Genomic DNA, 25,658 nt, shown 5'->3' with positions numbered 1-25,658 from the left:
CACGTGCGCCCGTAAGAGACCCTTAAAGTCCGCTGAGACTAGAGCCCGGGAATCCGGCCATTGCGGAACAAGTCGACAAAGATCTGGTGGTCGGCCCGCGCCCGCGCCCCGTAGGAGTGCGCGAAGTCCACGAGCAGGTCGCCGAAGCTGTCCTCGTCGGCCGCGATCGCCGCGTCGATCGCCCGCTCGGTGGAGAACGGCACCAGCGAGTGACCGCTCTGGTCGTCCGCCGCCGAGTGCATCGTCGCGGTGGCCCGGCCGAGGTCGGCTACGACCGCCGCGATCTCGTCCGGGTCGTCGATGTCCGACCAGTCCAGGTCCACTGCGTACGGCGAGACCTCCGCCACCAGCTGCCCGCGGCCGTCCAGCTCGGTCCAGCCCAGCCACGGGTCGGCGTGGTCCTGGAGGGCACGCTGGGAGATCACCGTGCGGTGGCCCTCGTGCTGGAAGTACTCGTGGACGGCGCCGTCGGTGATGTGCCGGGAGACGGCCGGGGTCTGCGCCTGCTTCATGTAGATCACGACGTCGTTCTCCAGGGCGTCGCTGTTGCCTTCGAGCAGGATGTTGTACGACGGCAGGCCCGCGGATCCGATCCCGATGCCGCGGCGCCCGACGACGTCCTTCACCCGGTACGAGTCGGGGCGGGTCAGGCTGGACTCGGGCAGCGTCTCCAGGTACCCGTCGAAGGCCGCAAGCACCTTGTAGCGCGTGGCGGCATCGAGATCGATGGCGCCGCCGTCCGGCGCGAAGCGGCGCTCGAACTCGCGGATCTCGGTCATCGTCTCCAGCAGACCGAAGCGGGTCAGCGAGCGCGCGGAGCGCAGCGCTCCGAGCAGCGGCCCCTCTGCCGTGTCCAGCGTGAAGGGCGGGACCTCGTCATTCTTGGCGCCGGTGGCCAGGGCGTGGATGCGCTCGCGGTAGGCGGCGGCGTACGTCCGCACCAGCTCGGTGATCTGTTCGTCACCGAGCGCCTTGGTGTAGCCGATGAGCGCGACGGAGGCGGCGAAGCGCTTGAGGTCCCAGGTGAAGGGGCCGACGTACGCCTCGTCGAAGTCGTTGACGTTGAAGATCAGCCGGCCCTGGGAGTCCATGTACGTACCGAAGTTCTCGGCGTGGAGATCGCCGTGGATCCAGACCCGGCCGGTGCGCTCGTCCAGGTACGGGCCGCTGTGTTTGTTCCCGCCACCCCATCCGGCGTGGTCCTGCTCCAGGTCGGCGTAGAACAGGCAGGCCGTGCCCCGGTAGAAGGCGAAGGCCGAGGCGGCCATCTTGCGGAACTTGACCCGGAAGGCGGCCGGGTCGGCCGCCAGGAGCTCTCCGAACGCGGTGCCGAAAACGGCGAGAATCTGCTCGCCGCGCTGAGCAGCGGCTGTCTGCTGGACCGACATCGCCGGGGCCTCCTGGTGCATGGCGTACATGGCTGATTTGGGCTGAATACTGGACTGAGCAAGGGACCGGTTCCGCCCCGTCCAACGCTCGACCGTACCCGTGAGTGCCCCTTCGTTGTCAGTCGGCCGAAGTAGACTTCAGCGCTGTCCACCCGACCTGTCACCGACCGTTTTGCCGGAGGCCTTCACCGTGACCAAGCCGCCCTTCACGCACCTTCACGTTCACACCCAGTACTCCCTGCTGGACGGTGCTGCGCGGCTCAAGGACATGTTCGAGGCGTGCAACGAGATGGGCATGTCGCACATCGCGATGACCGACCACGGCAACCTGCACGGTGCCTACGACTTCTTCCATTCGGCGAAGAAGGCGGGGGTGACGCCGATCATCGGCATCGAGGCGTACGTCGCCCCGGAGTCGCGGCGCAACAAGCGGCGTATCCAGTGGGGCCAGCCGCACCAGAAGCGCGACGACGTGTCGGGTTCGGGTGGTTACACGCACAAGACGATCTGGGCGGCGAACAAGACCGGGCTGCACAATCTCTTCCGGCTGTCCTCCGACGCGTACGCCGAGGGCTGGCTGACGAAGTGGCCGCGCATGGACAAGGAGACCATCGCGCAGTGGTCGGAGGGGCTCATCGCGTCCACCGGCTGTCCGTCGGGCGAGGTGCAGACGCGGCTGCGGCTCGGTCAGTTCGACGAAGCGGTGCAGGCGGCCTCCGACTACAAGGACATCTTCGGCGAGGGCAAGTACTTCCTGGAGCTGATGGACCACGGCATCGAGATCGAGCGCCGCGTCCGTGACGGACTCCTGGAGATCGGCAAGAAGCTCAGCATCCCCCCGCTGGTCACCAACGACTCGCACTACACGTACGCCAACGAGGCGACCGCGCACGACGCGCTGCTGTGCATCCAGACCGGCAAGAACCTCTCGGACCCGGACCGCTTCCGCTTCGACGGCACCGGCTACTACCTGAAGTCGACCGACGAGATGTACGCCGTCGACTCCTCCGACGCCTGGCAGGAAGGCTGCCGCAACACCCTTCTGGTCGCGCAGCAGATCGACACCACCGGCATGTTCGAGGCGAAGAACCTCATGCCGAAGTTCGACATCCCGGACGGCTTCACGGAGATCACCTGGTTCCAGGAGGAAGTCCGGGTCGGCATGAACCGCCGCTACCCCGGCGGTGTCCCCGAGGACCGGCAGAAGCAGGCCGAGTACGAGATGGACATCATCATCCAGATGGGGTTCCCGGGGTACTTCCTGGTCGTCGCCGACTTCATCATGTGGGCCAAGAACAACGGCATCGCGGTCGGCCCCGGCCGAGGCTCCGCGGCCGGTTCGATCGTGGCGTACGCGATGGGCATCACCGACCTCGACCCGATCGAGCACGGACTGATCTTCGAGCGGTTCCTCAACCCCGAGCGTGTCTCCATGCCCGACGTCGACATCGACTTCGACGAGCGCAGGCGCGTGGAGGTGATCAGGTACGTCACGGAGAAGTACGGCGCCGACAAGGTCGCCATGATCGGCACGTACGGCAAGATCAAGGCCAAGAACGCGATCAAGGACTCGGCGCGCGTCCTCGGCTATCCGTACGCGATGGGCGACCGCCTCACCAAGGCCATGCCCGCCGACGTCCTCGGCAAGGGCATCGACCTCAGCGGCATCACCGACCCGAAGCACCCGCGCTACAACGAGGCGGGCGAGATCCGGGCGATGTACGAGAACGAGCCGGACGTGAAGAAGGTCATCGACACCGCGAAGGGCGTCGAGGGCCTGGTCCGGCAGATGGGTGTGCACGCGGCCGGCGTGATCATGTCCAGCGAGCCCATCGTCGACCACGCCCCGATCTGGGTGCGGCACACCGACGGCGTCACCATCACGCAGTGGGACTACCCCCAGTGCGAGTCGCTCGGCCTGCTGAAGATGGACTTCCTCGGCCTGCGCAACCTCACGATCATGGACGACGCCGTCAAGATGGTGGAGGCCAACAAGGGCATCAAGCTGGAGATGCTCGACCTCCCGCTCGACGACCCCAAGACGTACGAGATGCTCTGCCGCGGCGACACGCTCGGCGTGTTCCAGTTCGACGGCGGCCCGATGCGCTCGCTGCTCCGCCAGATGCAGCCCGACAACTTCGAGGACATTTCCGCCGTCTCGGCCCTCTACCGGCCGGGCCCGATGGGCATGAACTCGCACACCAACTACGCGGAGCGCAAGAACAACCGCCAGGAGATCACCCCGATCCACCCTGAGCTGGAGGAGCCGCTCAAGGAGGTCCTGGGTCTCACCTACGGCCTGATCGTGTACCAGGAGCAGGTGCAGAAGGCCGCCCAGATCGTCGCCGGGTACTCGCTCGGCGAGGCCGACATCCTCCGCCGCGTGATGGGCAAGAAGAAGCCCGAGGAGCTGGCGAAGAACTTCGTTCTCTTCCAGGCCGGTGCCCGCAAGAACGGCTTCAGCGACCAGGCCATTCAGGCGCTGTGGGACGTCCTGGTGCCCTTCGCCGGATACGCGTTCAACAAGGCGCACTCCTCGGCGTACGGACTCGTCACGTACTGGACGGCGTATCTCAAGGCGAACCACCCGGCCGAGTACATGGCCGCGCTGCTGACCTCGGTCAAGGACGACAAGGACAAGTCGGCCGTCTATCTGAACGAGTGCCGGCGCATGGGCATCAAGGTGCTGCCGCCCAATGTGAACGAGTCCCAGGCGAACTTCGCCGCCCAGGGCGACGACGTGATCCTCTTCGGTCTCACCGCCGTCCGCAACGTCGGTACGAACGTCGTCGACTCGATCATCCGGTGCCGCAAGGCGAAGGGGAAGTACCTCTCGTTCCCCGACTTCCTCGACAAGGTCGAGGCGGTCGTCTGCAACAAGCGCACGGTCGAGTCGCTGATCAAGGCCGGTGCCTTCGACGAGATGGGCCACACCCGCAAGGGCCTCGTCGCCCACCACGAGCCGATGATCGACAACGTGGTGGCGGTCAAGCGCAAGGAGGCCGAGGGCCAGTTCGACCTCTTCGGCGGGATGGGCGAGGCGGACGACGGTTCCTCCGAGCCGGGCTTCGGGCTGGACGTCGAGTTCTCCGACATCGAGTGGGAGAAGTCCTACCTGCTGGCGCAGGAACGGGAGATGCTCGGCCTGTACGTCTCCGACCACCCGCTCTTCGGCATCGAGCACATTCTGAGCGACAAGGCCGACGCCGCGATCTCGCAGCTCACCGGCGGCGAGCACTCCGACGGAGCGATCGTCACCATCGGCGGCATCATCTCCGGCCTCCAGCGCAAGATGACCAAGCAGGGCAACGCGTGGGCCATCGCCACCGTCGAGGACCTGGCCGGTTCCATCGAGTGCATGTTCTTCCCGGCGACGTATCAACTGGTGTCCACCCAGCTCGTCGAGGACACCGTGGTCTTCGTCAAGGGCCGCCTCGACAAGCGCGAGGACATTCCGCGGCTCGTCGCCATGGAGCTGATGGTCCCCGACGTGTCCTCGGCCGGGACGAACGCGCCCGTGGTCCTCACCATCCCGACGGTGAAGGTCACGCCGCCGATGGTGACCAAGCTCGGCGAGATCCTGAACCACCACCGGGGCAACACGGAGGTCCGGATCAAGCTCCAGGGGGCGCGCAAGACGACGGTGCTGCGGCTCGACCGGCACCGCGTTCAGCCGGACCCGGCGCTCTTCGGCGACCTGAAGGTGCTGCTCGGCCCGTCCTGCCTGGCGGGCTGACGGGCACTGGGAAAAGAGCTGGACAACCACTGAGGGGCGCCCCCGTCGTCACGGGTGCGCCCCTTCTTTCGCGCTGTACCTCTGGTGCTGTGCGCGGCGTGATCAGTTGTGGCCAAAGCGCCGCTGGTGCTTACGGGCAACATCGGCGGGACTGCCCTGCGCCTGAGTCTGCGGCTGAGCCTGGGATTCGTAGGCACTGTCCCTCGCCTGCTCTGCTCCACGCTCCGCCGCCGACGCGCGCTCCTGCTGGGCGCCGCCCTTGCGATTCTTGTTCTTGGCCATGGTGCTGCCTCCTGTGTGGGGTCTAGGGGCCAGGGCCGGGACCAGACTCACACAGACCGACAAACAACGCATTTTGGATCATTACCGTGCGTAATTGAGGCCGCTGTGAAGCAACTTCGGCTTCCGCCACGCCGATGATCGAGTTCCGGCCGTTAACCCTCACGTAGTCGGGCAGACTCGAAGGAAGCCTGAGTCAAGCCCGAAACTGAACACCGAAACCGAACCCCGAAGCTGAAGCCCGAACGCCTCCTGAAGTACCTTCCGATCCCGAGGTTCCCGAAAGAGGGTGGAACGCGTGGACCGCTGCGTCGTCCTGGTGGACGCCGGATATCTGCTGGGCGCCGCCGCGAGCCTGCTCGCCGGAGAACCGGCCCGTTCCCGCATCACCGTCGATCACGCAGCCCTGATCCAGGGCCTGCGAGAGCGGGCAGAAGCCGATACGGAACAACCGCTGCTCCGCATCTACTGGTTCGACGGCGCCCCCGACCGCGTGCCGCAGCCCGAGCACCGGCGGCTCAGGGTCATGCCGCGGGTGACGGTCCGGCTGGGCGCTCTGACCCGCAGCGACGGGCGCTGGGCGCAGAAGGGCGTCGACGCCGCGATGCATGCGGAGCTGACCGAACTGGCCAGAAATCGCGCCTGCTCCGACATCGTCCTGGTGACCGGGGACGGGGATCTGCTACCGGGACTGATGTCCGCCAAGGAGCACGGCGTAGCGGTGCACCTGTGGGCCGTGCAGGCCGCCGACGGCGACTACAACCAGTCCGAGGATCTGGTCGCCGAGGCCGACGAGCGCCGCGTCCTGGACCGGGCGTGGATCACCAAGGCAGTACGGGCGAAGGACCTCACCGGGATCTGCGCGCCGCCGCCGGCGCCGCGGCCGGAAATCGCCGCGATTCTGTCGGCCCCGCTGCCCGAGTCGGCGCTCGCCGCGTCGGCGGAGCGGGCGGCCCAGGCGCAGGCACACGCCCAGGCACACACGCAGGCTCACGCACAGGCGCACGCCGAAGCCGAGGCGGCGGCCGCGAGGAACGGGTCGTCGGCGGGCGCCCCGGGTGACACCCCTTCCGTAGACGGATCCGGCCCCGGCTCCGCCCCGGCCGAGGCCCCCGCCTCCGGCGACAACGGGTCCGCGGAGACGCACAGTGGGCAGGGCCCCAAAGGCGTACCCACCCCGAAGGACCTCGCGAGCCTGCGCGGCCCCGGCACGCAGGCGGCGCAGCATCCGAGCGGCACGGCGGCGACCAGCGGGGCCGGGGCGACGCTGCGCTGGTCCTCCGACAAGGGCTGGGCCGAACGCCCGGGCGGCAGCAGCCCGCTCGGCGAACCGGCCGAGACCGCCTTGCTGCCCACCCTGGCCCAGCTGACCAGTGCGGAGCAGCGCTGGGCCGACCGCGAGGAGGACATCACCACGGTTGGCGGTGACCCGTTCGAGGTCGGCCAGGTCTTCGCCCGGCGCTGGATGGAACGGCTGCCGGACCCGGGCCACACGCAGAAGCTCTCGACGATGTACCCGCGCATCCCGCACCGTATCGACGGCGAACTGCTCCGGTACGCCGCCCGGTTCGGGCTGCTGGCGCACAAGGACGATCAGATCGACGAGCACGACCGGTACGCGATCAGGGCGGGCTTCTGGCGCGAGATCGATGTGCGGGCAGCGGCGGAGCACGTGACGGCGGGGGAGTAGCCCGTCCCGGGGACGGTGGGGGGAGGACGCGCGCGGCGGTGGGGGAAGCGGCCCCGGGGACGGTGCGGGGTCCGGAACCCCGTAGGCTCGTCCCTCGTGAGTACGGGCACAGCACAGGCGGGACGCGGCACGGCAGTCGTCTGTGCCGTGCGTGAGCTGGTCAAGACGTATCCCGCCGCCCGGGGCCGCCGCGGAACGCCCGGCACCCCCGCCGTGCGTGCCACCGACGGGATCTCCCTCGACGTACGGCGCGGTGAGATCTTCGGACTGCTGGGGCCCAACGGCGCCGGCAAGTCCACCCTCGTACGCCAGCTGACCGGACTCATGCGGCCGGATTCCGGAAGCGTCGAGCTCCTCGGCCACGATCTGGTGCGGCATCCCGAACGGGCCTCGCGGCTCGTCGCGTACCTCGGGCAGGAATCCACCGCGCTCGACGAGCTGACCGTCTCGCTCGCCGCCGAGACGACCGGACGGCTGCGCGGGCTCACCGCGAAGGCGGCGCGGGCCGAGCGGGACGACGTACTCGAAGAGCTCGGGCTGACCGAGATCGCCGGTCGTCCGCTGAAGAAGCTGTCCGGCGGGCAGCGGCGGCTCGCCTGTTTCGCCGCCGTGCTGGTGGGGGAGCGGCCCGTACTCGTACTGGACGAGCCGACCACCGGCATGGACCCCGTCGCGCGGCGTGCTGTCTGGGCCGCGGTCGACCGGCGGCGGGCGGAGAGCGGCGCGACCGTGCTGCTCGTCACGCACAACGTCATCGAGGCCGAGACCGTGCTGGACCGCGTCGCGGTGCTGGAGCGCGGCAAGGTCATAGCGTGCGACAGCCCCTCCGGGCTCAAGGCGCATGTCGCCGGTGAGGTGCGGCTCGACCTCCTGTGGCGGGAGCGGGCGCCGCTGGACGTGCCCGAGGTCGCCGCGCTGCGGGAGTCCGCGCAGGAGTCCGGGCGGCGCTGGGTGCTCCGGCTCGCCCCCGACGAGGCGCGGGCGGCCGTGGCCGCAGTCACGGGCGGCGCGGCTTTCGCGGCGCTCGACGACTTCACGCTGGCGACGCCGAGTCTGGAAGACGTCTATCTGGCGCTCGGCGGCAGCACGAAGGGTACGAAGGGGCTGGTCAAGGCGTGAGTGTGAGTGACGTGCCCAAGGTGCGGGGCGGGGCGGCGCCCTGGTCTGTGACCGGTGCTGGTGCCGGTGCCGGTACGGGTGCCCGTACCGCTACCGGTACGGGACCCGTTTCCGTGGCTGGTGCCTGCGAGGGGCCCGCGCCTCTCGCGCCGCGTGCCCGGCTGCTGCCGTCGCTCGCCGCCGTCTACCGGGCGCAGTTGTCCCGGGCGCGGGTGGCTCGTATCCCGCTGCTCTTCGTGGCGACCTTCCAGTCCGTCGGGATCATGGTTCTGATGCGGGGGGTCGTCGACGGGGGCGGCGAGGCGCGGGCGGTCGTCGCCGGGTCGAGCGTGCTTGTCGTCGCCTTCGTAGCGCTGAATCTGCTCGCCCAGTACTTCGGGCAGATGCGGTCGAGCGGCGGGCTCGACCACTACGCCACCCTGCCGGTGCCGCCCGCCGCGGTGGTGCTGGGCGCGGCTGCCGCCTACGCCTCATTCACCGTGCCCGGCACATTCGTCACGGCCGTGATCGGCTGCACCCTCTTCCAGCTGCCGCTCACGCATCTGTGGGTCCTGCTCGCGGTGATCCCGCTGGCCGGGGCCGCGCTCGCGGGGCTCGGAGCGGCGCTCGGGCTGCTCGCGCCCCGGCAGGAACTGGCAACGCTGCTCGGCCAGTTGGGGATGTCCGCGGCGCTGCTGCTGGGCGTGCTGCCGGCGGAGCGGCTGCCCGGGCCGATTTCGTACGTGCGTGACCTGCTGCCGTCGACGTACGGAGTCGAGGCCTTCGCCAGGACCTTCGACGCGCAGCCCGACTGGCTCGCCGTCGCGCTCAACCTTGCCGTCTGCGCGGCCGTCGGCGTGGTCTCGCTGGCCGTCGCCACGTGGGCGTACCGGCGGGCCGCGGTCCGCTAGGGGGCGGGTCCGGGTCTGCCGGCGGTCCGGTGCAGGTCCGCCGTGGGTCCGGTGCAGGCCCGGCAGCAGTCCGGTGAGGCGTGGGCCGGGTGGGCCTGGCACGATGGCAGGGTGACTGCTCCTCTGACGCCGCCTCACCGGCAGCCGCCGAACGACCCCTGGCAGAAGTCCGACGCCGGGGCCGTTCCCCACGCCCACTCCGACCCTGCGGGATCGCCCTATCCCGCTGTGGACGACGACACCAGTCTGTCGATGGAGGTGGTCAGGGCCTCCGTGGTCGTCCTGGCGTCGACGGTCATGGGTGTGGCCCTGGGGCTGCTGTGGCTGTGGCTGGCGCCGAACGTTCCGCTGGTCTCCACCGACAAGGCGGTCTTCCTCAAGGACACCGAGGGTGAGGAGGCGGTGGGCGCGGACGGCACGTTCGCGCTGCTGGCTCTCGCGTTCGGCGCGGTGAGTGCGGCCCTGGCCTTCTGGTTCAACCGGCGCGGGGGGATCCCGCTGGTGGTGGGGCTCGCGCTGGGCGGGCTGTTCGGCTCGCTGCTGGCGTGGGGCATCGGCGTCTGGTTCGGCCCTACGGACGACGTGGTCGCGCACGCGCGGGAGGTCGGCGAGGGGGTCACCTTCGACGCGCCGCTCGAACTCGGTGCGAAGGGCGCGCTGCTGGCGTGGCCGCTGGCTGCGCTGCTGGTTCATCTGGCGCTTACGGCGCTGTTCGGTGCGCGGGATCCGGAGCCGGAGTCGCCGCATTGGGGGATGCCGGCGTACGGGCCGCCGCCCGGCCCGGCGGCGGGTGCGCCTGGTCCCGACGCGGGGCCTGGTCCTGGGGCGGGGCCGGGGGCCGGGGACCGTATGCCCTGACGCGGGTAGCGGTTCTGTTTCCCCTACCCTTCCCCAAGCTCTCAACTTCGTTCGAGCAGGGGAGACCCCATTCTTCCCGAACTGGGGGCAAGCCCCCAGACCCCCGTTTGTGGGGAAAGAATTCGTGCGCCGCCTCGCGCGCCCCAGGACCCGCTCCCTGTCGAGACGTTACGCGCGCCCGATCGGGGCGATTACCGCTTCCGTGAGCGTTGCCAGGTCCGCAGGGGCCAGTTCGACCTCCAGGCCCCGGCGGCCCGCCGAGATGCACACTGTCTCGTGCGACGAGGCCGACGCGTCGAGGACCGTACGGAGCTTCTTGCGCTGGCCCAGCGGGGAGATGCCGCCCCTGACGTAGCCCGTGGTGCGTTCCGCCGCCGCCGGGTCCGCCATCGTCGCCCGCTTTCCGCCGACTGCCGCCGCCAGCGCCTTGAGGTCCAGCGAGCCCGCCACCGGGACCACCGCCACCGTGAGGCTGCCGTCGACGTCGGCCACCAGGGTCTTGAAGACGCGGTCCGGCGGGACGCCCAGGGCCTCGGCGGCCTCCTCGCCGTACGACGGGACCGCCGGGTCGTGCTCGTACGCGTGGAGGGTGTACGCCGTCCCGGTCGCGGTCAGCGCGACCGTTGCGGGGGTGCCTGCGGACGGGTGCTTCTTCTTGGCCACTGGGGCTCTGCCTCCGGTCAGTTGGGGCTGGTGGGGTCCCGGGTCAGTTCGACGGCGGGGAGTGAGGGCAGGTGGCGGATAACGGCCGTCTCGGCGCGCAGGAGCTTCAGCTCCTCGCGCAGCCGCGTCGCCGTGTCGGGCGCCTGCAGCAGGCGCTGCTTCGCCGGGATGTCCAGTACCGTCGCGGCCGCGACCAGGTACGACACCACGGACGGCTCGTCCGGCAGCTCCGCTCCCGTCGTCAGCGAGCGCTCCCGCGCCCCCGCGAGCCGCTTCTGGTAGCTGCGGAAGGCCCGCAGGACGCCCTCGGCGAGCGCGCCCGCGCTGTCGCCCGGCTCCTCGGGCAGCTCCTCCACCTCGGCGGTGAGGTACGGGCCGCTCGCGTCGACCGAGAGCAGCTTCACCCGCTTCGTGCCGGTGGCCAGCACCTCGTAACTGCCGTTCTCGAGCTCGCGGATCGTCGCCGCGTCCGCGATGCATCCGACCCGGTGGAAGGCCTGGATGGGGTCGGAGCCGAAGCCCGCGGCGGGGCCGCGCTCGGTCGTGCTCGTGGCGTCCGGCATGCCGGGCGCGGTGGGAGCGACCTCGCGTCCGTCGCGGATGGCGACCACCACGAAGCGGCGCGGATCGTCCGCGGACGCGCCGGAGGAGCCGTCGGCGCCGGCCGGGTCCGGGGAGTCGGCCGACTCCGCGGCCTTCGACAGATCGCGCATCATGGCGCGATAACGCTCCTCGAAGATGTTCAGCGGCAGCACGAGTCCGGGGAAAAGTACCGAGTTCAGCGGGAAGAGGGGAAGGCGAGCGGTGGTCACAGCGCTCAAGCGTAATGGCCGTCGGAGCTGATACGACGGGCCGTCCTGCGCAAAGGCCGCAAAGGCATCGCGGAGGCGACCTGGATTCTCGCGCCGTCGCGCAACTCCAGAAACTGGCCAAGCGCGTCGTCACTCAGGTACGTCCAGGGGAACGACGTCGCGTAGGGCCCGATCAGCCGGAACTGTTCCAGCGCATCGGCCCAGCGCCCCCGCGTGACCAGGATGTACGTCAGGAGATTGCGTACCTCGGCCGGCCACGGGTCGCCTGCCTCGTATTCGGCGGAGAGCGCGATCGCGAGGTCGGCGGCGGCATCGACGCGCTCGTGCGGGATCACCGTGCTGTCACCGCTCAGCAGGTGGGCGAAGGCCGCGCGTACGGGCAGCGCCTGCACCAGCGATCCCGGAAGGGCGTCCTCCGCGGCCTGTTCGGCGAAGTCGAAGCACTCGCGGTGTGAGCCGTACCACTGGGCGGAGAGGTACTGGAGGGCCGAGACATGGCAGCCGTAGTGGTGCGAGGAACGCCCCACCGCCTCCCCCCACAGCTCCTCGAAGGCGGTGTGCGAGGCATGCGTACCGCGCGCATGGTCAAGGGCGATGCGCCACGGCACGGGGTCGCGCGGAGCGCCCTCGGCGGCCGCGTCGATCAGCGGGCCGACCTCGCGCAGCCGCTCGGCCCTGGCCGGTGACGCCCAGGCCCGGCTCACCGCGAGTTCGGCCTTGACCAGCAGGGCGTCGGTGTCGCGCGGGGCGACGGCAAGCCAGTCGTCGAGCCAGTCCTGGCGGCTGTGCGCGAAGGTGGCGAGGCGCGTGGTGTACCGGTCGCGGTTCTCCCACTCGGCGGCCTCGCGGGTCGTGGCGAGGAGCTTGGCAGCGGGGCCGTAGTCGCCGACGGCGGCGGCGACGAGCGTCGGACCCAGCCGCTCGTCGGGGACGTCGAGCAGCACCTCGTCGTCGGCGACAAGTCCGGCGGCGAGCTCGGGGGTGTGGCGGATCATGCGCGCGGTGCTGATCAGTGCGCGGAGGAATGGCATGGTGCGGACCATTGAAAACCGCAGGTGGGGGGCGTGCCAAGAGGTGGCTGTGAAACTTTCGTATCGGCCTGAAAGGTTGTGCGCCGGCAAGTCAAGGGGCGGTAAAGAAGTGATGCGAATCCGGCACGTGAGGCCGGGGGCCGGGCCCCCGGGACGCGCCCCCGCCTCACCCCCGCCGCAGCAGTCGTGACGCCCCCGCCGCGACCGTCGTCGCCAGCACCCAGCCGAGCAGGATCAGCGCGGCCGCCGCCCATTGCCAGGCGCTCTCCAGGCGCCAGTACCCGTCCTGCCCCAGGTTGATCACCGGCAGCAGCAGATCCAGGGCGAAGAGGGACGCGTTCCACTTCGGGTGCTCCTCCGGCTTGATCGCGGCCGGGTCGAGCCGGGAGAAGGCCACCGCCCCCGCCGCCCACAGCACGGTCATCCACACCGCCGCCCGCCCGGGCCGGTAGCCGTACGCCACTGTCCAGTCCTGGATCACGCCCCACAGCTTCCCGGCGAGCGGCAGCGTCTCGCGGCGCCTGCGGTGCTTGGCGAGCAGTACTTCGCGGGCGTCGGCGTCCTCGCCGCTGCCGCGCAGGACGGTGGCGAGACGTTCGTACGGCTCGGGGGCGTACTCCGGGGTCGCGGCCGTCACCCACGCAAGCCGCCGGGACAGCGGGAACGGCCCGCGCGGTACGAGTTTCTCGTAGCCGAAGCCGTCCATGGTCAGGCCGCCCGGGCCCGGCCAGCTGTCCGCCTTGTCGACGAGGTTGCCCACCTTCGCGCCGGACAGCACGAACTTCCCCTGTTCCGGCCGCTCGCCGAGGAACCGCAGCTCGGGTGTCTGGATCCGGCGCAGCGAAACCTCCTGCCCCAGCGACATCATGAACCTCGCGCTGCCCAGGTCCACCGCGTCGCCGAACCGCCCGTCGTCCAGCCGGATCCCGCCGTCGCACTCGAACCGCTGGACGCGCGTGCCGCGCACCGGCGTGTTCCCGATGCCGTACGGCGGGGTGGCGCCCGGGCCGAGGCCGCGGGGGCTTATCCCGGCCGGCGTCAGGTAGAGCGTCCGCCCCACGGTGAGCTGCGGGGCGTTCAGCGCCCGCCGTCCCTCCACGCCGTACGGGCCGCGCAGTCGGCTGCCCCGCAGGCTCAGCGAGACTCCGACGGTCGCTCCGCGCATGCTGAACTCGCCGTGCGATTCGATCATTTCGGCCTGGAGGTCCTGCGCGACGGACAGCCCGTCGGCGGCGATCGAGCGGCCGATACGGTCCTGGTGGACCACGATCTGGTTGATCAGCAGATCAGTGCCGATCTGCGCGTCGGTGAGCCGGATGCCGCCAGGGACCTGACAACGCGGCAGATGCAGGTCGCCCTCGGTCTGCAGCCGGGCGGCTTCGAGGCGGGGGATGGCGCAGCCCACCATGCGCAGCGTCACGAAGCGGCACTCCGGCAGCAGCACCTCCTTCTCGAAGCGGCAGTTGTTCAGTTCGACGTACGGCTCGACACGCCCGCCCGCGAGCTTGAGGGTGCCGGTGATCTGTACGCCGTTGAGCTTGAGCGCGGCGACCCGGCCGGCCAGCGCGGGCGGACCGCTCAGCAGCAGCAGCGCGACGACGCGGGCGCGGACGGTGCGCTCGGGAGCCCAGGGTCTGGTGGACATGGGATCGTCAAGGACGGGATTGCGGGTGCGAAGATCGTAGGTACTTCCATTGCGGAACGCCTGCCACATGCCCAGCTCCGCCGCACTGAGCCAGCCGGGCGCTTCGACGTCTTGCTGCGGCTCGGTCAAGGCCGCCCCTTTCGCCGATTCGTACAGCAGTTCTTCCCTCTGAGTGACGGGCTGAACGCTAGTGGTGAGGAATGACCGGTGGGGCGTGTATCAGCCAGTGATACGGGCGCTCGACGGCCGGATGGGGTCTGAGAGAATTGACGCGTGATCTCCCGAATCGATCTGCGCGGCGATGCCCTCCCCGAGGGCGCCGACCTGCGCGACCTGCTGCCCCGTGCCGACTTCGACGTACAGGCCGCCCTGGAAAAGGTGCGTCCCATCTGCGAGGACGTACATCATCGGGGCACAGCCGCGCTGATCGAGTACGCGGAGAAATTCGACGGCGTAAAACTTGAGCGGGTCCGGGTGCCCGCCGAGGCGCTGAGCAGCGCCCTGGAACAGCTCGACCCGCAGGTCAGGGCTGCCCTGGAGGAGTCGATCCGCCGGGCGCGGATCGTCCACCGCGAGCAGCGCCGCAGCGAGCACACCACCCAGGTGGTGCCCGGCGGCACGGTCACCGAGCGGTGGGTGCCGGTCGAGCGGGTGGGGCTGTACGCGCCCGGCGGCCGGTCCGTCTACCCGTCCTCCGTGATCATGAACGTGGTCCCGGCGCAGGAGGCCGGCGTCGAGTCGATCGCCCTCGCCTCCCCCGCGCAGAACGAGTTCGGCGGCCTGCCGCACCCGACGATCCTGGCCGCCTGCGCACTGCTCGGCATCGACGAGGTGTACGCCGCCGGCGGCGCCACGGCCGTCGCGATGTTCGCGTACGGGACGGACGAGTGCGCGCCGGTCAACATGGTCACGGGCCCCGGCAACATCTGGGTCGCCGCGGCCAAGCGCTACTTCACCGGCCTGATCGGCATCGACACCGAGGCCGGCCCGACCGAGATCGCGGTCCTCGCCGACGACACCGCGGACCCGGCACACGTCGCCGCCGACCTGATCAGCCAGGCCGAGCACGACCCGCTGGCCGCCGCCGTCCTCGTCACCGACTCCGAGGAACTCGCGGACGCGGTCGAGAAGGAACTCGGACCGCAGGTCGAAGCCACCAAGCACAGCGCGGACCGGATCATTCCGGCGCTCGCGGGCAAGCAGTCCTCCATCGTCCTCGTCGACGGCATGGAAGAGGGCCTCAAGGTCGTCAACGCGTACGGCGCCGAGCACTTGGAGATCCAGACCGCCGACGCCGCCGCGCTCGCCAGGAGGGTGCGCAACGCGGGCGCGATCTTCGTCGGCCCGTACGCCCCGGTCTCGCTCGGCGACTATTGCGCCGGCTCGAACCACGTCCTGCCGACCGGCGGCTGCGCCTGCCACTCCTCGGGCCTGTCCGTCCAGTCCTTCCTGCGCGGCATCCACATCGTGGACTACACGCGCGAAGCACTCGCCGACGTCACCCACCACGTGGTGACGCTGGCGGAGGCGGAGGACCTGCCGGCGCACGGGGCTGCGCTCAAGGCAAGGTTCGGATGGAAGGTGCCGACGCAATGACCCGCATTGACGACCTCCCCATCCGCGACGAGCTCCGAGGCAAGTCCCCCTACGGCGCCCCCCAGTTGGACGTGGCCGTACGCCTCAACACCAACGAGAACCCGTACGCGCTCCCCGACGCGCTCGTCGACCGCATCGCCGAGCGCGTCCGCGACGCCGCCCGCGAGCTCAACCGCTACCCCGACCGGGACGCCGTCGAGCTGCGCACCGAGCTGGCCCGCTACCTCACCCGCACCGCCGGGTACAAGGTTGGCGTCGCCAACGTCTGGGCGGCCAACGGCTCCAACGAGGTCCTCCAGCAGCTGCTCCAGACCTTCGGCGGCCCCGGCCGCACCGCCATCGGCTTCGAGCCGTCGTACTCGATGCACGCCCTCATCTCCCGCGGCACCGGCACCGGCTGGATCTCCGGCCCGCGCAACGAGGACTTCACGATCGACGTCGCGGCGGCCGAGAAGGCCATCGCCGAGAACCGCCCCGACGTCGTCTTCATCACCTCCCCCAACAACCCCACGGGCACAGCGGTCGGGTCGGACACCGTCCTCGCGCTGTACGAAGCGGCCCAGGCGGCCAAGCCGTCCCTGGTGGTCGTCGACGAGGCGTACGCCGAATTCAGCCACCACCCCTCCCTCCTGCCGCTGATCGAGGGCCGGCCGAACATGGTGCTTTCCCGCACCATGTCCAAGGCCTTCGGCGCCGCGGGCCTGCGCCTCGGCTACCTCGCCGCCGACCCCGCGGTGGTCGACGCCGTACAGCTGGTGCGCCTGCCGTACCACCTGTCGTCCGTCACCCAGGCCACCGCGCTCGCCGCGCTCGAACACACCGATACGCTGCTCGGGTACGTGGAGCAGCTCAAGGCCGAGCGGGACCGCCTGGTCAGCGAGCTGCGCGTGATCGGCTTCGAGGTCACGGACTCGGACGCCAACTTCGTCCAGTTCGGCCGGTTCGACGGCCCAGGGGGCTCGCACGCGGCCTGGCAGCGGATCCTCGACCACGGCGTCCTGGTCCGCGACAACGACGTACCGGGCTGGTTGCGGGTCACCGCCGGCACCCCCGAAGAGAACGACGCGTTCCTGGATGCGGTACGCGAACTCAAGAAGGAGCAGAGCTCATGACTCGCGTTGGCCGCATCGGCAGGATCGAGCGCACCACCAAGGAGACGTCAGTCGTCGTCGAGATCAACCTCGACGGCACCGGCAAGGTCGATGTGTCGACAGGCGTCGGCTTCTACGACCACATGCTCGACCAGCTCGGCCGCCACGGCCTCTTCGACCTCACCGTGAAGACCGACGGCGACCTGCACATCGACTCGCACCACACGATCGAGGACACCGCCCTCGCGCTCGGCGCCGCCTTCAAGCAGGCGCTCGGCGACAAGGTCGGCATCTACCGCTTCGGCAACTGCACGGTCCCGCTGGACGAGTCGCTCGCCCAGGTCACCGTCGACCTCTCCGGCCGCCCGTACCTCGTACACACCGAGCCGGAGAACATGGCGCCGATGATCGGCGAGTACGACACCACGATGACCCGGCACATCCTGGAGTCCTTCGTCGCCCAGGCCCAGATCGCCCTGCACGTGCACGTCCCGTACGGACGCAACGCGCACCACATCGTGGAGTGCCAGTTCAAGGCCCTCGCCAGGGCCCTGCGGTACGCGTCGGAGCACGACCCGCGCGCCGCCGGCATTCTTCCCTCGACCAAGGGCGCACTGTGACAGGCCTCTCCACCATCCTGATCGTCGTCGGACTCTTCCTGCTCGGCGGCGTGTACTCCTTCTGGAAGCAGCAGCTGCCCAAGGGCGTCATCGCGCTGCTCGGTATCGGCGCCGTCATGTGCCTGGTCGCCGGTGTCATGCGAATTCAAGGACTCTGGGCATGAGCGAACAGAAGAAGGTCGTCGTCTTCGACTACGGCTTCGGCAACGTCCGTTCCGCCGAGCGGGCCCTCGCCCACGTCGGCGCGGACGTCGAGATCACCCGCGACTACGACAAGGCCATGAACGCCGACGGACTGCTGGTCCCCGGCGTCGGAGCCTTCTCCGCCTGCATGAAGGGGCTGCGCGAGGCGCGCGGCGACTGGATCGTCGGCCGCAGGCTCTCCGGCGGCCGCCCGGTCATGGGCATCTGCGTGGGCATGCAGATCCTCTTCGAGCGTGGCATCGAGCACGGCGTGGAGACCGAAGGCCTCGACGAGTGGCCCGGCACGGTCGGCCCGCTCAAGGCACCGGTTGTCCCGCACATGGGCTGGAACACCGTCGAAGCCCCCGAGGACAGCGAGCTCTTCGCCGGTCTCGACGCCGAAGCGCGCTACTACTTCGTGCACTCGTACGCCGTGCACGACTGGAGCCTGGAAGTCACCAACGCCAAGATCCGTGCCCCGCACGTCACTTGGTCCACGCACGGCGAGCGCTTCGTGGCCGCCGTCGAGAACGGTGCGCTGTGGGCGACCCAGTTCCACCCCGAGAAGTCCGGCGACGCCGGAGCCCAGCTGCTGACCAACTGGATCGGAACCCTCTGATGTCCCACAAGCTCGAACTGCTCCCCGCCGTCGACGTCCGCGACGGCCAGGCCGTCCGCCTCGTCCATGGCGAGTCCGGCTCGGAGACGTCGTACGGCGATCCCCTCCAGGCCGCCCTCACCTGGCAGCAGGCCGGCGCCGAGTGGCTGCACCTCGTCGACCTCGACGCGGCCTTCGGCACCGGCGACAACCGCGCGCAGATCGCCGAGGTCGCCCGCTCCATGGACATCAAGGTCGAGCTGTCCGGCGGCATCCGCGACGACGCCTCGCTCGCCGCCGCCCTCGCCACCGGCTGCACCCGCGTCAACCTCGGTACGGCCGCGCTGGAGACCCCCGAGTGGGTCGCCAAGGTCATTGCCGAGTACGGCGACAAGATCGCGGTCGGCCTGGACGTACGGGGCACGACCCTGCGCGGCCGCGGCTGGACCCGCGACGGCGGCGACCTCTACGAGACGCTCGCCCGCCTCGACTCCGAGGGCTGCGCCCGCTACGTCGTCACCGACATTGCCAAGGACGGCACCCTCCAGGGCCCCAACCTGGAGCTCCTGAAGAACGTCTGCGCCGCGACCGACAAGCCCGTCGTCGCCTCCGGCGGCGTCTCCTCCCTCGACGACCTGCGCGCCATCGCGTCGCTCGTCCCGCAGGGCGTGGAGGGCGCGATCGTCGGAAAGGCGCTGTACGCCAAGGCGTTCACGCTGGAAGAGGCGCTCGCGGCGGTGGCTTCATGACCGACTCCGTACGCCGGGTGAGCACCGGAGCCCCGTGGGAGGAGACCTTCGGCTACTCCCGCGCGGTGGAGCTGCCCAACGGCCTGGTCCTGGTCGCCGGCTGCACGTCGATGATCGACGGTCACATCGCCGACGGCGGCCCCTACGAGCAGGCGGTCAACTCCTTCAACGTCGCCCTCGGCGCGCTGAAGCAGCTCGGTCTCGGCAGCGAGCACGTGGTGCGTACGCGGATGTACATCACCCACGCCCGGGACGTGGAGGAGGTCGGCCGCGCCCACAAGGAGCTGTTCGACGCCGCACGCCCCGCCTCGTCAATGCTCATCGTCTCCGGCTTCGTCGACCCCCGCCTGGTGGTCGAGGTAGAGGTCGAGGCCTATCGGGGAGACGTGACGTCATGACTCTCGCGGTCCGAGTGATCCCCTGCCTGGACGTGGACAACGGCCGGGTCGTCAAGGGCGTCAACTTCCAGAACCTCCGCGACGCGGGCGACCCCGTCGAGATGGCCAAGCTGTACGACGCCGAGGGCGCCGACGAGCTGACGTTCCTGGACATCACCGCCTCGTCCGGCAACCGGGAGACCACCTACGACGTGGTGCGCCGCACCGCCGAGCAGGTCTTCATCCCGCTGACGGTCGGCGGCGGCGTACGCACCACCGAGGACGTCGACAAGCTGCTGCGGGCCGGCGCGGACAAGGTCGGCGTCAACACCGCGGCGATCGCCCGCCCCGACCTGATCCGCGAGATCGCGGAGCGCTTCGGGCGCCAGGTGCTGGTGCTTTCGGTCGACGCGCGCCGTACCGAGTCGGGGTCCTTCGAGGTCACCACGCACGGCGGCCGCAAGTCCGCCGGCATCGACGCCGTCGAGTGGGCACACCGCGCGGCCGAACTGGGCGCGGGGGAGATCCTGCTCAACTCGATGGACGCGGACGGTACGAAGGACGGCTACGACACGGAGATGATCGCGGCGGTACGCAAGCACGTCACGGTGCCCGTGATCGCGTCCGGAGGCGCGGGGCGCCTCGAACACTTCCCGCCGGCGATCGAGGCGGGGGCGGACGCGGTGCTGGCGGCGTCGGTCTTCCACTTCGGAGACCTGCGCATCTCCCAGGTCAAGGACACGCTGCGCGAGGCGGGGCACCCGGTGCGGTAGGGGCGGCCTGCGGCGCTGTTCCCCTACCCGCCCCTTTCCCGAAACTGGGGGCAAGCCCCCAGACCCCCGGGGACGCCCAACGGGCTGAATTCTTTCAGCCGTCCGGCGTTTGAGGACCGAGGTCTGGGGCAGCGCCCCAGTTCGGGAAGGGGCGGGCAGGGGAAACAAAAGCTCCGCCCGCCCTACATGGCAATACCAAGCTTCACCTCGGCCAGCCGCGCGATCGCCGCCTCGTCCCCCTCCAGCTCCACCTTCGCCGCGTCCTGCCGCCCGAAGGCGAAAAGCACCAGCTCCCCCGGCTCCCCGGTAACCGTCACCACCGGCGTCCCCCGGTGCGCCACCGCCGTCTGCCCGTCGGGCCGCCGCAGCACCACACCCACCGGCGACTTCCGGCCCAGCAGCCGCGCGACCTTCTCGATCCGCGACCACAGCACATTGGCGAAGACGGCGTCGAGCTCGCGCGGCGTCCAGTCCGGCTGTGCCCGCCGCACGTCCTCCGCGTGGACGTAGAACTCCACGGTGTTGGCGGCCTCGTCGAGCTGCTTCAGGGCGTACGGAGACATCCGCGGCGGCCCCGTACGGATGAGCTGGATCAGCTCCTCGTACGGCTTGGCGGCGAACTCCGCCTGCACCCGCTCCAGCCGGCTCTTCAGCACCCCCAGCACTATCCCGCCCGCAGCGTCCGCGCGGCGCTCGCGGACCACCACATGGGCGGCGAGTTCACGGGTGCTCCAGCCGTCGCACAGCGTCGGGGCATCGGGTCCGGCAGCCTCCAGCAGGTCGGCGAGGAGGAGCCGTTCACGCTTGGCATGGGTCGACATGACGGCCAGCGTACGACCGCAACCCCGCTACGGCCACGGCGCCGCGCGTCCAACGACCGGACTGGTCGAATGCCCGGCGCCCCGGGCGCGGCACAATGGCGGACATGACCAGTACGCCCCGCTCAAGCAACCTCGACCCCGCCGTCGCCGCCCGCCTCAAGCGGAGCCCCGACGGCCTGGTCCCGGCCATCGCCCAGCAGTACGACACCGGCGAGGTGCTCATGCTCGGCTGGATGGACGACGAGGCGCTCCACCGGACCCTCACCACGGGCCGCTGCACGTACTGGTCGCGCAGCCGCCAGGAGTACTGGGTCAAGGGCGACACCTCCGGGCACTTCCAGCACGTCAAGTCCGTCGCCCTGGACTGCGACGCCGACACGGTCCTCGTCCAGGTCGACCAGGTCGGCGCCGCCTGCCACACGGGCGACCGCACCTGTTTCGACTCCGGCGTACTCCTCCCACTCGCGAAGTAAGGTCACCGGCCATGGATATCGAGACCTTCCGCAAGCTGGCCGTAGACCGGCGCGTCATCCCCGTCAGCCGCAAGCTGCTCGCGGACGGCGACACCCCCGTCGGCCTCTACCGCAAGCTCGCCGCCGAGCGGACCGGCACCTTCCTCCTGGAGTCCGCCGAGAACGGCCGCTCCTGGTCCCGGTATTCCTTCGTCGGTGTACGCAGCGCCGCCACCCTGACCGCGCGCGACGGCCAGGCGCACTGGCTCGGTACGCCGCCTGTCGGCGTACCGGTGGGCGGCGACCCGCTGGACGCGCTGCGCGTCACCATCGAGACGCTGCACACCCCGCACGACCTCGCGCGCGGCCTGCCGCCCTTCACCGGAGGCATGGTCGGCTATCTCGGGTACGACATCGTGCGGCGCCTGGAGAAGATCGGCGAGCAGGGCCGCGACGACCTGAGGCTCCCCGAGCTGACCATGCTCCTCACCTCGGACCTCGCCGTACTCGACCACTGGGACGGCACCGTCCTGCTGATCGCCAACGCGATCAACCACAACGACCTCGACACCGGCGTCGACGAGGCCTACGCGGACGCCGTCTCCCGGCTCGACGCCATGGAAGCCGACCTGAGCAGGCCCGTGCCGACCGCGCCCGCCGCGCTGCCGCCGTCCGAACTACCGCCGTACACCGCGCTGTGGGGCGGCGAGGCCTACCAGGACGCCGTCGTCGACATCAAGGAGCGCATCCGCGCGGGCGAGGCATTCCAGGTCGTACCGTCCCAGCGCTTCGAGACGCCCTGCACGGCGAGCGCACTGGACGTCTACCGGGTCCTGCGCGCCACCAACCCCTCCCCGTACATGTACCTCTTCCGCTTCGACGGCTTCGACGTCGTCGGCTCCAGCCCCGAGGCGCTGGTCAAGGTCGAGGACGGGCGCGCGATGGTGCACCCGATCGCGGGGACCAGGCACCGCGGCGCGACGCCGCAGGAGGACCAGGCACTGGCCGACGAGCTGCTCGCCGACCCCAAGGAGCGCGCCGAGCACCTGATGCTCGTCGACCTCGGCCGCAACGACCTGGGCCGGGTCTGTGAGCCGGGCAGCGTCGAGGTCGTCGACTTCATGTCCGTCGAGCGGTACTCGCACGTCATGCACATCGTCTCCACCGTGACCGGGCGGGTCGCGCCGGGACGGACCGCCTTCGACGTGCTGACCGCCTGCTTCCCGGCCGGGACCCTCTCCGGAGCCCCGAAGCCGCGCGCGATGCAGATCATCGAGGAGCTCGAACCCTCCCGCCGCGGGCTGTACGGCGGCTGCGTCGGCTATCTCGACTTCGCGGGCGACTCCGACACCGCCATCGCCATCCGTACCGCCCTGCTGCGCGACGGCACGGCATACGTGCAGGCCGGGGCCGGTGTGGTGGCCGATTCCGACCCCGTCGCCGAGGACACCGAGTGCCGCAACAAGGCGGCCGCGGTGCTGCGCGCGGTGCACACGGCGAACCGCCTCTGACCGCGAACGGGACGTAAGGGATAGTGGGACCCGTGAGTGCCGCATCCCCCGTACCCCTTCCGATTCCGCGAAGCGACGGCCAGGCAGGGCCCGCCGCTTCGGCGGGCCGCCGCAGTCTCGCCGCCGCCCTGCTGCTCGGCGCCCTCGGCGCCGCCGTCGTGCTCCTCGCCTCGGGCCAGACCTGGGCCGAGGGTGCGGCTGCCGTCGGAGGCAGCGCGCTGCCGCTCGACGCCGAGGGGCGGGACGTCACAGGCGCCCCCGCCGCGCTGGCCGTCGTCGGCCTCGCCGCGCTCGTCGCCGTCTTCGCCGTCCGCAGTGGCGGCAGGCTGCTGGTCTCCGCGCTGCTCGCACTGAGCGGCGCGGGCGCCGCCGCCACCGCCTTCCTGGGCGCCTCGGACAGCGGAGCGCTCGACGAGAAGGCGGCCAAGATGACCGGCGACACCGCCGCCACCGCCGAGTCGCTGACGCACACCGCCTGGCCGTACGTGACCGCCGTCGGCGGCCTGCTGCTCCTGATCGCCGGGCTCCTCGCCCTGCGGTACGGCCGGACCTGGCCCGCCATGTCCGGCCGCTACGAGCGCGACGGCACCCCCCGCCCCCGCAAGGCGGCACCCGCCCCTGACCCGGACCGGCCCGAGGACCTCTGGAAGGCACTGGACCGGGGCGAGGACCCGACGCGCGACGGGTGACCCCCGACTCGGAGCACCGGGCCGGGTACGGGACAATGGGCAACGACGTACGACCACCACAGAGCAACAGCAACGAGGAGCAGCACATGGCGGGCAACAGCCACGGACACACCCCGGCCGCCTGGACCGGTGTCACCATCTCCTTCATCGGTTTCTGCATCGCGGGCGCCTTCATGGTCCTGGCCGAACCGCTCGGCTTCTGGGCCGGTTGCGCGGTCGTACTGCTCGGTGGTGTTGTCGGTCTGGCCATGAAGGCCGCGGGTCTCGGCATGCCGAAGGAGTCCGAGGAGCTGCGCCGGGCGCGCGCGGAGGCCGGAGAGCTGCAGGCCCACTGAGCCCCTGGCCGGCCTTCACCGGCCTGGATGTTGAGGCGCAGCCCGAACGGGGCTGCGCCTTTCTTCATGAGCGTGGACAATCGGCCCGTGGACGCCTTGCCTTCTCCTGCCCCCGCCCCTCCGCCGCCCCCGGCCGCCCCCGCCGGGGCGCCGCTTGCCCGGCGGCTCGCCGCACCGGTGGCCACGCTGGCGGGCGTCGCCGCGGCCTTCGCGTACGTCGGAGCCGTCGACCCCAACGAGCCCGGCCACTACCCGGTCTGCCCGCTGCTCCAGATCACCGGGATCTACTGCCCGGGGTGCGGCGGACTGCGCAGCGCGCACGGCGTCGCCACCGGCGATCTGGCGGCCGCCTTGGGGGCCAATGCCATGGCCGTCGTCGGCTACGGGGTCTTCGCCGTGCTGTGGGCCGTCTGGGTCGTGCGTGCCACCAAGGGGATCCCGATGAGGATCACCCTCAGGCCCGTGTACTGGTGGAGCATCGGCGCCGTGGCGGCGATCTTCAGCGTTATCCGGAATTTGCCGTTCGGCTCGGCCTTGGCGCCGTAAAGTCCCAGGTAGTGGGACAGACGTCAACTCGATGCGAGACCTGAGGCCTCCTGCGGATAACATCGGAAGTGGCTGATCCTGGCCCACCATCACAGTCCCGGAAGGGGGCCGCTCGCGTGAGTGTGCTCGACGAGATCATCGAAGGCGTCCTCGCCGACCTCGCAGAGCGGCAGGAACGCGTCAGCCTCGACGAGCTCAAGGACCGCGCGGCCAAGGCCCCGCAGGCCAAGGACGGAGTCGCCGCACTGCGCGGCGACGGCGTCAAGGTCATTTGCGAGGTCAAGCGCTCCAGCCCGTCGAAGGGCGCGCTGGCCGCGATCGCGGATCCCGCAGGGCTCGCCGCCGACTACGAAGCGGGCGGCGCGGCCGTCATCTCCGTACTGACCGAGCAGCGCCGCTTCGGCGGCTCGCTGGCCGACCTGGAGGCCGTGCGCGCCAAGGTCGACATTCCGGTGCTGCGCAAGGACTTCATCGTCACGGCCTACCAGCTGTGGGAGGCGCGGGCGTACGGCGCCGACCTGGCGCTGCTGATCGTGGCCGCCCTGGAGCAGGAGGCCCTGGTCTCCCTGATCGAGCGTGCCGAGTCCATCGGGCTCACGCCGCTGGTCGAGGCGCACGACGAGGAAGAGGTCGAGCGCGCGGTCGAGGCCGGCGCGAAGATCATCGGAATCAACGCGCGCAACCTCAAGACGCTCAAGGTCGACCGCGGCACGTTCGAGCGGGTCGCACCCGAGGTCCCCGCGGGCATCGTGACGGTCGCCGAGTCCGGCGTCCGCGGCCCGCACGACCTCATCGCGTACGCGAACGCGGGCGCCGACGCGGTGCTCGTGGGGGAGTCCCTGGTCACCGGACGCGACCCGAAGGCCGCCGTCGCCGACCTGGTCGCCGCGGGCGCCCACCCGGCGCTGCGGCACGGACGGAGCTGACCCCGCCGACATGACCCCGCACCGCCGCACCGCCGCACTCACCCGGCAGGCACTGAGCTTGTCCGGGGCCCCGACGCGCGACCCGCATGCGCCGCTGGCGCGCGGGTGCCGTCCGCGTGGGTGCAGGGCACCGGCGCGGCGGGTGCTGGGACGGCGGGTGCGGTACCACATCGGGTCCGAGCCCGGCCAGATCAACGGCATGCGATGGCGCCCCGAAGGCGCGCTGTAGCAACCCCGTGCCCCGGTACGCCTGAAATGCGTACTGCTGCGGCTCTGCGCG

27 protein-coding genes are annotated in these 25,658 nt (G+C 70.6%); 20 read left to right on the top strand and 7 right to left on the bottom strand.

Annotation, left to right across the window (positions count from 1 at the left end):
* Positions 1 to 38 precede the first annotated feature (38 nt).
* A complete protein-coding gene (locus PXH83_RS05600) occupies positions 39 to 1,388 on the bottom strand; it encodes a DUF2252 domain-containing protein (RefSeq protein WP_274557355.1) in 1,350 nt (449 codons plus the stop codon).
* A gap of 190 nt (positions 1,389 to 1,578) precedes the next feature.
* Here PXH83_RS05600 and dnaE point away from each other — a divergent pair, with 190 nt between their 5' ends.
* On the top strand, positions 1,579 to 5,124 hold the full coding sequence (dnaE, locus tag PXH83_RS05595; RefSeq protein WP_274557353.1) for a DNA polymerase III subunit alpha: 3,546 nt from the start codon (positions 1,579 to 1,581) through the stop codon (positions 5,122 to 5,124).
* Positions 5,125 to 5,226: 102 nt separating this feature from the next.
* Here the strand turns inward: dnaE and PXH83_RS05590 are convergent, their stop codons facing one another.
* Entirely contained in the window at positions 5,227 to 5,406 is a 180-nt protein-coding gene (locus PXH83_RS05590) for a hypothetical protein (protein ID WP_274557351.1), read from the bottom strand.
* A 286-nt stretch (positions 5,407 to 5,692) separates the two neighbouring features.
* On the opposite strand from PXH83_RS05590, the gene PXH83_RS05585 reads away from it, so the two are divergent.
* The 4 genes from PXH83_RS05585 (at position 5,693) to PXH83_RS05570 (ending at position 9,960) form a co-directional block, all read left to right on the top strand.
* Entirely contained in the window at positions 5,693 to 7,093 is a 1,401-nt protein-coding gene (locus tag PXH83_RS05585; protein WP_274557348.1) for an NYN domain-containing protein, read from the top strand.
* Between the two features lie 96 nt (positions 7,094 to 7,189).
* The gene (locus PXH83_RS05580; RefSeq protein ID WP_274557346.1) at positions 7,190 to 8,212 is read left to right on the top strand and encodes an ABC transporter ATP-binding protein; all 1,023 of its coding nucleotides are present in this window, start codon (positions 7,190 to 7,192) and stop codon (positions 8,210 to 8,212) included.
* Between the two features lie 113 nt (positions 8,213 to 8,325).
* On the top strand, positions 8,326 to 9,102 hold the full coding sequence (locus PXH83_RS05575; protein WP_274562685.1) for an ABC transporter permease: 777 nt from the start codon (positions 8,326 to 8,328) through the stop codon (positions 9,100 to 9,102).
* 111 nt (positions 9,103 to 9,213) lie between these two features.
* On the top strand, positions 9,214 to 9,960 hold the full coding sequence (locus PXH83_RS05570) for an ABC transporter permease (protein WP_274557344.1): 747 nt from the start codon (positions 9,214 to 9,216) through the stop codon (positions 9,958 to 9,960).
* A 168-nt stretch (positions 9,961 to 10,128) separates the two neighbouring features.
* On the opposite strand, the gene ybaK is transcribed toward PXH83_RS05570, so the two are convergent.
* From ybaK to PXH83_RS05550, 4 genes are all read right to left on the bottom strand, one after another.
* Positions 10,129 to 10,623, bottom strand: a complete 495-nt coding sequence (ybaK, locus tag PXH83_RS05565) for a Cys-tRNA(Pro) deacylase (protein WP_274557341.1) — start codon at positions 10,621 to 10,623, stop codon at positions 10,129 to 10,131.
* A 17-nt stretch (positions 10,624 to 10,640) separates the two neighbouring features.
* The gene (locus tag PXH83_RS05560) at positions 10,641 to 11,435 is read right to left on the bottom strand and encodes an LON peptidase substrate-binding domain-containing protein (protein ID WP_274557338.1); all 795 of its coding nucleotides are present in this window, start codon (positions 11,433 to 11,435) and stop codon (positions 10,641 to 10,643) included.
* Between the two features lie 5 nt (positions 11,436 to 11,440).
* A complete protein-coding gene (locus tag PXH83_RS05555; RefSeq protein WP_274557336.1) occupies positions 11,441 to 12,478 on the bottom strand; it encodes a hypothetical protein in 1,038 nt (345 codons plus the stop codon).
* Positions 12,479 to 12,632: 154 nt separating this feature from the next.
* Positions 12,633 to 14,180: an oxidoreductase gene (locus PXH83_RS05550; protein WP_420803210.1), complete on the bottom strand. Its 1,548-nt coding sequence runs from the start codon at positions 14,178 to 14,180 to the stop codon at positions 12,633 to 12,635.
* A 204-nt stretch (positions 14,181 to 14,384) separates the two neighbouring features.
* Here PXH83_RS05550 and hisD point away from each other — a divergent pair, with 204 nt between their 5' ends.
* From hisD to hisF, 8 genes are read left to right on the top strand one after another with little or no spacing between them, the layout of a single operon-like run.
* Positions 14,385 to 15,707, top strand: a complete 1,323-nt coding sequence (gene hisD / locus PXH83_RS05545; protein ID WP_274557331.1) for a histidinol dehydrogenase — start codon at positions 14,385 to 14,387, stop codon at positions 15,705 to 15,707.
* Positions 15,704 to 16,819, top strand: coding sequence for a histidinol-phosphate transaminase (locus tag PXH83_RS05540; RefSeq protein WP_274557329.1), 1,116 nt, complete (start codon positions 15,704 to 15,706; stop codon positions 16,817 to 16,819). Before hisD ends, PXH83_RS05540 begins: the two co-directional genes overlap by 4 nt.
* Complete coding sequence (gene hisB, locus PXH83_RS05535) at positions 16,816 to 17,418, top strand: imidazoleglycerol-phosphate dehydratase HisB (protein ID WP_274557327.1); 603 nt, start codon at positions 16,816 to 16,818, stop codon at positions 17,416 to 17,418. Before PXH83_RS05540 ends, hisB begins: the two co-directional genes overlap by 4 nt.
* Entirely contained in the window at positions 17,415 to 17,582 is a 168-nt protein-coding gene (locus PXH83_RS05530) for a hypothetical protein (protein WP_214914840.1), read from the top strand. The genes hisB and PXH83_RS05530 overlap by 4 nt, the downstream gene beginning before the upstream one ends.
* A complete protein-coding gene (gene hisH / locus PXH83_RS05525) occupies positions 17,579 to 18,220 on the top strand; it encodes an imidazole glycerol phosphate synthase subunit HisH (RefSeq protein ID WP_274557323.1) in 642 nt (213 codons plus the stop codon). The genes PXH83_RS05530 and hisH overlap by 4 nt, the downstream gene beginning before the upstream one ends.
* Positions 18,220 to 18,948, top strand: coding sequence for a bifunctional 1-(5-phosphoribosyl)-5-((5-phosphoribosylamino)methylideneamino)imidazole-4-carboxamide isomerase/phosphoribosylanthranilate isomerase PriA (gene priA / locus PXH83_RS05520; RefSeq protein ID WP_274557321.1), 729 nt, complete (start codon positions 18,220 to 18,222; stop codon positions 18,946 to 18,948). Before hisH ends, priA begins: the two co-directional genes overlap by 1 nt.
* Entirely contained in the window at positions 18,945 to 19,346 is a 402-nt protein-coding gene (locus PXH83_RS05515; RefSeq protein WP_274557319.1) for a RidA family protein, read from the top strand. Before priA ends, PXH83_RS05515 begins: the two co-directional genes overlap by 4 nt.
* Entirely contained in the window at positions 19,343 to 20,098 is a 756-nt protein-coding gene (gene hisF / locus PXH83_RS05510; protein ID WP_214914829.1) for an imidazole glycerol phosphate synthase subunit HisF, read from the top strand. Before PXH83_RS05515 ends, hisF begins: the two co-directional genes overlap by 4 nt.
* A 182-nt stretch (positions 20,099 to 20,280) precedes the next feature.
* On the opposite strand, the gene PXH83_RS05505 is transcribed toward hisF, so the two are convergent.
* On the bottom strand, positions 20,281 to 20,919 hold the full coding sequence (locus tag PXH83_RS05505; RefSeq protein WP_274557313.1) for a TIGR03085 family metal-binding protein: 639 nt from the start codon (positions 20,917 to 20,919) through the stop codon (positions 20,281 to 20,283).
* Positions 20,920 to 21,023: 104 nt separating this feature from the next.
* Between PXH83_RS05505 and hisI the strand changes: the two genes are divergently transcribed.
* The 7 genes from hisI (at position 21,024) to trpM (ending at position 25,607) form a co-directional block, all read left to right on the top strand.
* On the top strand, positions 21,024 to 21,392 hold the full coding sequence (hisI, locus tag PXH83_RS05500) for a phosphoribosyl-AMP cyclohydrolase (RefSeq protein WP_251019927.1): 369 nt from the start codon (positions 21,024 to 21,026) through the stop codon (positions 21,390 to 21,392).
* An 11-nt stretch (positions 21,393 to 21,403) separates the two neighbouring features.
* Complete coding sequence (locus PXH83_RS05495) at positions 21,404 to 22,882, top strand: anthranilate synthase component I (protein WP_274557310.1); 1,479 nt, start codon at positions 21,404 to 21,406, stop codon at positions 22,880 to 22,882.
* A 32-nt stretch (positions 22,883 to 22,914) separates the two neighbouring features.
* Complete coding sequence (locus tag PXH83_RS05490) at positions 22,915 to 23,571, top strand: TIGR02234 family membrane protein (RefSeq protein WP_274557309.1); 657 nt, start codon at positions 22,915 to 22,917, stop codon at positions 23,569 to 23,571.
* 86 nt (positions 23,572 to 23,657) lie between these two features.
* Complete coding sequence (locus PXH83_RS05485) at positions 23,658 to 23,906, top strand: HGxxPAAW family protein (protein WP_274562684.1); 249 nt, start codon at positions 23,658 to 23,660, stop codon at positions 23,904 to 23,906.
* Between the two features lie 66 nt (positions 23,907 to 23,972).
* Positions 23,973 to 24,452 carry a DUF2752 domain-containing protein gene (locus PXH83_RS05480; protein ID WP_274557307.1) on the top strand — a complete coding sequence of 160 codons (480 nt, stop codon included), beginning with the start codon at positions 23,973 to 23,975 and terminating at the stop codon, positions 24,450 to 24,452.
* Positions 24,453 to 24,568: 116 nt separating this feature from the next.
* Positions 24,569 to 25,378 (top strand): indole-3-glycerol phosphate synthase TrpC, encoded by an 810-nt coding sequence (trpC, locus tag PXH83_RS05475; RefSeq protein WP_214914815.1) that lies wholly within the window; start codon positions 24,569 to 24,571, stop codon positions 25,376 to 25,378.
* 10 nt (positions 25,379 to 25,388) lie between these two features.
* Complete coding sequence (trpM, locus tag PXH83_RS05470; protein WP_274557302.1) at positions 25,389 to 25,607, top strand: tryptophan biosynthesis modulator TrpM; 219 nt, start codon at positions 25,389 to 25,391, stop codon at positions 25,605 to 25,607.
* Positions 25,608 to 25,658: the final 51 nt, after the last annotated feature.

The sequence above is a fragment of the Streptomyces spiramyceticus genome, from assembly GCF_028807635.1.
GTDB classification, from domain to species: Bacteria; Actinomycetota; Actinomycetes; order Streptomycetales; family Streptomycetaceae; genus Streptomyces; species Streptomyces spiramyceticus.
Note: the sequence above shows the minus strand (reverse complement) of the source record. Positions and strands in the feature narration are given on the sequence as shown.

Bases quoted from the DNA above. Each gene is read 5' to 3' on its own strand.
- PXH83_RS05600 (WP_274557355.1), bottom strand. From the start codon at position 1,388: ATGTCGGTCCAGCAGACAGCCGCTGCTCAGCGCGGCGAGCAGATTCTC.
- PXH83_RS05590 (WP_274557351.1), bottom strand. From the start codon at position 5,406: ATGGCCAAGAACAAGAATCGCAAGGGCGGCGCCCAGCAGGAGCGCGCG.
- PXH83_RS05555 (WP_274557336.1), bottom strand. From the start codon at position 12,478: ATGGTCCGCACCATGCCATTCCTCCGCGCACTGATCAGCACCGCGCGC.
- PXH83_RS05550 (WP_420803210.1), bottom strand. From the start codon at position 14,180: ATGTGGCAGGCGTTCCGCAATGGAAGTACCTACGATCTTCGCACCCGC.
- PXH83_RS05540 (WP_274557329.1), top strand. From the start codon at position 15,704: ATGACCCGCATTGACGACCTCCCCATCCGCGACGAGCTCCGAGGCAAG.
- hisB (WP_274557327.1), top strand. From the start codon at position 16,816: ATGACTCGCGTTGGCCGCATCGGCAGGATCGAGCGCACCACCAAGGAG.
- hisH (WP_274557323.1), top strand. From the start codon at position 17,579: ATGAGCGAACAGAAGAAGGTCGTCGTCTTCGACTACGGCTTCGGCAAC.
- priA (WP_274557321.1), top strand. From the start codon at position 18,220: ATGTCCCACAAGCTCGAACTGCTCCCCGCCGTCGACGTCCGCGACGGC.
- PXH83_RS05515 (WP_274557319.1), top strand. From the start codon at position 18,945: ATGACCGACTCCGTACGCCGGGTGAGCACCGGAGCCCCGTGGGAGGAG.
- hisF (WP_214914829.1), top strand. From the start codon at position 19,343: ATGACTCTCGCGGTCCGAGTGATCCCCTGCCTGGACGTGGACAACGGC.
- PXH83_RS05505 (WP_274557313.1), bottom strand. From the start codon at position 20,919: ATGTCGACCCATGCCAAGCGTGAACGGCTCCTCCTCGCCGACCTGCTG.
- hisI (WP_251019927.1), top strand. From the start codon at position 21,024: ATGACCAGTACGCCCCGCTCAAGCAACCTCGACCCCGCCGTCGCCGCC.
- PXH83_RS05495 (WP_274557310.1), top strand. From the start codon at position 21,404: ATGGATATCGAGACCTTCCGCAAGCTGGCCGTAGACCGGCGCGTCATC.
- PXH83_RS05485 (WP_274562684.1), top strand. From the start codon at position 23,658: ATGGCGGGCAACAGCCACGGACACACCCCGGCCGCCTGGACCGGTGTC.
- PXH83_RS05480 (WP_274557307.1), top strand. From the start codon at position 23,973: ATGAGCGTGGACAATCGGCCCGTGGACGCCTTGCCTTCTCCTGCCCCC.
- trpM (WP_274557302.1), top strand. From the start codon at position 25,389: ATGACCCCGCACCGCCGCACCGCCGCACTCACCCGGCAGGCACTGAGC.